General features: G+C 76.7%; 5 protein-coding genes. 3 read left to right on the top strand and 2 right to left on the bottom strand.

Annotated elements, in window-relative coordinates; genetic code table 11:
- On the top strand, nucleotides 1-739 hold a 739-nt coding region (locus VR45_RS50395), incomplete at its 5' end, for an ATP-binding protein (RefSeq protein WP_159394551.1).
- Nucleotides 740-1,014: 275 nt separating this feature from the next.
- Nucleotides 1,015-1,995 (top strand): tetratricopeptide repeat protein, encoded by a 981-nt coding sequence (locus tag VR45_RS43165; RefSeq protein ID WP_052709741.1) that lies wholly within the window; start codon nucleotides 1,015-1,017, stop codon nucleotides 1,993-1,995.
- Nucleotides 1,996-1,999: 4 nt separating this feature from the next.
- Here the strand turns inward: VR45_RS43165 and VR45_RS40305 are convergent, their stop codons facing one another.
- Nucleotides 2,000-2,491 carry a hypothetical protein gene (locus VR45_RS40305; protein WP_159394550.1) on the bottom strand — a complete coding sequence of 164 codons (492 nt, stop codon included), beginning with the start codon at nucleotides 2,489-2,491 and terminating at the stop codon, nucleotides 2,000-2,002.
- An 81-nt stretch (nucleotides 2,492-2,572) separates the two neighbouring features.
- Nucleotides 2,573-3,031 (bottom strand): DinB family protein, encoded by a 459-nt coding sequence (locus VR45_RS40300; protein WP_045944946.1) that lies wholly within the window; start codon nucleotides 3,029-3,031, stop codon nucleotides 2,573-2,575.
- A 375-nt stretch (nucleotides 3,032-3,406) separates the two neighbouring features.
- Here VR45_RS40300 and VR45_RS40295 point away from each other — a divergent pair.
- The coding region (locus tag VR45_RS40295; RefSeq protein WP_045944945.1) for a class I SAM-dependent methyltransferase at nucleotides 3,407-4,209 on the top strand (803 nt) is incomplete at its 3' end.

Raw genomic sequence — 4,209 nt, 5'->3', positions numbered from 1 at the left:
GGACAACACCAGCGCGGACAGCACCGGCACGGACAGCACCGGCGCGAACAGCGCCGCCACGCCCGCCGCCGCCACGATCGGCGTCCTGGTCGGCCCGGCCGGGACCGGCAAGACCGCCACCGCCCTCCGCTGGGCCCACGACGCGGCCGCCGCCTACCCCGACGGACGGCTCTTCGCCGACCTCAACGCCTTCGGCCCGGGCCGCCCCGCCGAACCCGCCGCCGTGCTGGGCCGGTTCCTCCAGGCCCTGGGCGTGCCGGAGTCCGAACTGCCCGAGGACCGATCGGCCCGCGCCGCCCTGTACCGCTCGCTCAGCCGCGACCGCCGCCTGCTGGTGGTCCTGGACGACGTCGCGGACGCCGGGGACCTCACCGACCTGCTGCCCGCCGGTCCCGGCTGCGCGACCGTGGTCACCAGCCGCAGCACCCTGGCGGACCTCGTGGTCACCGAGGGCGCCGCCCTGCTGCGCCTCGGCCCGCTGCCCGCCGAGGAGGCCGGGCGCCTGCTGGAGCACCTGCTCGGCCGCCCCCGGGTGGCCGCCGAACCGGAGGCCGCCGCCCGGGTCGCCGGCTGCCGCTCGCCCTGCGGATCGTCGCCGCCCGGCTGGCCACCCACCCCGCCTGGGCGATCGCCGACCTGCTGCCCGAACTCGACGACGAGCGGACCAGGCTGCACGCCCTGGACACCCGGGGGAACAGCAGCCTGCGCGCCGCGCTGGACCGGACGCTCCGCCACCTGACCGGTACGGCGGCCCACCTGCTGGCCCTGCTCGCCGTCCACCCCGGCCGGGAGACGGACGTCCCCGCCGCGGCCGCGCTGCTCGGCGCCGGTCCGGACGAGGCCCGGGACGCGCTGGCCGCCCTGGCCGCGCACCACCTGCTCACCGAGATCGCGCCCGGCCGCTACCGCCGCTGCGACCTGATCCGGCTCTACGGGGCCGAACTCCTCGACGAGCGGCACGCGTCCGAGCACGCCACCGCCACCGCCGCGCTGGCCGACCACTACCTGGCGACGGTGGCCCACGGCGCCGCCCTGCTGCAACCCGCCCCGGGCGCCACCGGTCCCACCGGCACCGGCTCCGGCGGCCCCGGCGGCCCGCCGTCGAGGTTCGGCGGCCGACGCGCCGCCCGGCCCCATCTGCCCACCGTCCGCTCGATCCTGGACTGGTTCCAGGCCGAGGAGCCCGCCGTCCGGGGCCTGGTCTCCGCCGCCTCCGAGAGCGGCGACCACGACCGCGCGTGGCGGCTCGCCTACCGCGCCGACGGCCTCTACTACAGCGTCGGACGCCGCCCGGACCGGCTGGCCTGCCTGCGGACCGGACTCGACGCGGCCGGGCGCACCGGCGATCCGGCCGCGGTGGCCGCGATGGAGGCCGTGACGGCCCGCGCCCTGAGCGGCCGCGGCCGGACGGTGGAGGCGCACCGGCTGGCCCTGCGGGCGGTCGACCGCAGTTCCGGTACCGACGACGCCGTCCGGGTGCAGGCGCTCACCGTGCTGGCCGTGACCACGGCGGCCGGCGGCCGACCCGACGAGGCGGTCCGACTGGGCGAGCGGGCGATCGCCCTGGCCGAGACGCACGGCCACGCCGAGCACGCCCCCTACGCGCTCAGCAACACCGCCGGCCTGTACGGCCTGGCCGGCGATCCGGCCCAGGCGCTGCGCCGCGCCCGGGAGGCCAGGGCCCTGCTCGCCGAGCACCCACTGGCCGTCTTCCACCTCTCCGCGATGATCAACGAGGCGCACGCCCTGCAACTGCTCGGCCGGTACGGAGACGCGGAGGAGGCCTGGCGGCAGACGGTGGAGCGCTGCCGGTTCGCCGGGGCCGTCCATCTGCACGCGGTGGCCGAACGCCACTTCGCCGACTTCCTGCTGGCGACCGGCCGCACCCCGGAGGCCGTCGGCACCCTGCGGGCGGCCCGCGGACTGTACGGGCGGCTCGGCGACACCGCGGTCGTCAGCGAGCTGGACCGGCGGCTGGCGGTGTTAGCCGGTTAGCCGGTCAGCCGGCCGAGGCGCGTCCGGACTCCGGGTCCCCCACCCCGGACTCCCCCGTCGAACCTACCGAGCCCGCCGAACCCTCCGACCCTGCCAGCTCGGCCGTCAGCATCGTGACGCCGTCCTCGCCGAAGCGGTGCAGCAGCAGCGCCACCCACTCCACGGCCTCCGCCCGCTCCCGCTCCGTCCACGCTCCCGCCGACGGGTGCTCGTCCACCACCAGGGCCTCCGCGACGAGCCGCAGCCCCTCCGGCGCCGCCGACGGCGGACCGCCCGGCCCCGGACCGGCCGCGGCCAGCCGCCGGGCGGCCGCGACCACCACCGCCCCCGCGGCCGGGGGCACCGCCCACCCGCCGCCGGCCGGTTCCGCGCCGCCGGGCCCCTCCTCGCCGGGCCGCTCAGCCGCGAGCCACCCCGCGACCAGCTCCCGGACTCCCGCCTCACCCATCGCTTCCGCCATGGCGGCCAGCTTGCCAGCACCGCGTCCCGAGGTCATCACTGTCACGGTGACGGATACGGCCCGCACCCCGCCGCGCGTTCACCGGGACCCCCGGCCCCTTCCGGCGCTGCCGCCCCGCTACGCCCCGACCACCCCGTCGATCGCCTCCCGCAGGAAGTCCGCGTGCCCGTTGTGCCGCGCGTACTCGTGGATCAGGTGCAGCATCACCAGCCGCAGCGAGACCTCCGCCTGCCAGCGCGCCTGGTACCCGGTGACGTCCAGCGACTCCGCCTCCCGCTCGATCCGCCGGGAGTGCTCCACCTCCACCTCCCAGGCCGCGAAGGCCTCGGCCCGGTCCGCCCCGTCCGCGTCGTAGGCGACCTGGAAGTCGCCCTCGGCGGACCACACCAGCGGGATGTCCTCCCCGTCGATGACCCGCCGGAACCAGGTCCGCTCGACCTCCGCCATGTGGCGCACCAGCCCGAGCAGGGTCAGCGTCGACGGCGGGCTCGACCGCAGCCGCAGCTGTTCGTCCGTCAGCCCGGCGCACTTCATCGCCAGCGTGGCCCGGTGGAAGTCCAGGAAGGCCCGCAGCATCTCGCGCTCGCCCCCGGTCAGCGGCGGGGCGATCCGCCCGTCCCCCGCGCCGTCCCCCGTACCAACACCCGTCCCTGCACCCGTACCCGTACTCATGACGCTCCCCGTCCCCGTCGGATCCGAACGATCGATCGGTGCCCAGTCTCCCAGGCCGCCCGCGGCACCCGCGCCGACCCCCACCCGCCCCTCCAGACCTGCTCCGTCCCTCCCGAAACCACTTCCTTCGGGTAGTTCCAGCACCGGCCGGTTTGGGTACGTACTGCGGCGCGCGCCCGCGGGAGGCCCGGACCACCGGCCCTCCCCCGCCCGCGCCGTCACCCCGGCCACCGCCTTCACCCGGCCGTCGCCACGACACACGAGGAGCCCGAGCGAGCCATGAGCCAGGACCGCATCCCAGGACCGGTACGCCAGACCTACGGCGCCGACGACCTGTCACAGGCCGCCTCCTTCGCGGGCGGATTCATCAACTTCGGCGACTGGAGCGGCATCCGCACCACCGACCCGACGACCGAGGACCGCGTCCGCAGCCAGGAGAACCTCTACCGCCGGGTGCTGCGCGCCTTCCCCGGGCCGGCCGAGTCGCTGCGGCTCGGCGAGGTGGGCTGCGGGCGCGGTCTGGGCGCGGCGCTCGCGCTCTGCGAGTTCCGCTTCGCCGCCGTCACCGGCGTCGACATCCACCCCGACCAGATCGAGCGCGCCCGCGCCGTCAACGCCAAGGCACTGGCGACGTTCCCGGACCGGCTCGGCTACACCCTGGGCTCCGCCGACGACCTGCCCTTCGCGGACGCCTCGCTGGACGGCCTGTACACGGTCGAGGCGGCCCAGCACTTCCGTGAGCTGACCGGCTTCGCCCAGGAGACGGCCCGGGTGCTGCGCCCCGGCGGCCGGCTGGTGGTGGCCACCTTCTTCGCCGCCGAGGGGCCCGATGTCGCCGAGCGGCTGAGCATCCTGCTCGGCAGCTTCGCCAACGGCCTGGACGTCGCCCACCCGCTGGCCGGCTTCGTCGCCGACCTCGGGGCGGCCGGCTTCGCCGAGGTCACCACCGAGTCCATCGGCACGGACGTCTGGCCCGGCCTCGACCGCTATCTCGAAGGCACCGTCCCGTCCGACCACTGGACCCGGAACTTCCTCAACACCTGGCGGGACGGCCTGCTCGACTACTACCTGCTCACCGCGAC

It is taken from the genome of Streptomyces sp. NRRL S-495, from assembly GCF_000966955.1.
GTDB lineage: Bacteria > Actinomycetota > Actinomycetes > Streptomycetales > Streptomycetaceae > Kitasatospora > Kitasatospora purpeofusca.
Note: the sequence above shows the minus strand (reverse complement) of the source record. Positions and strands in the feature narration are given on the sequence as shown.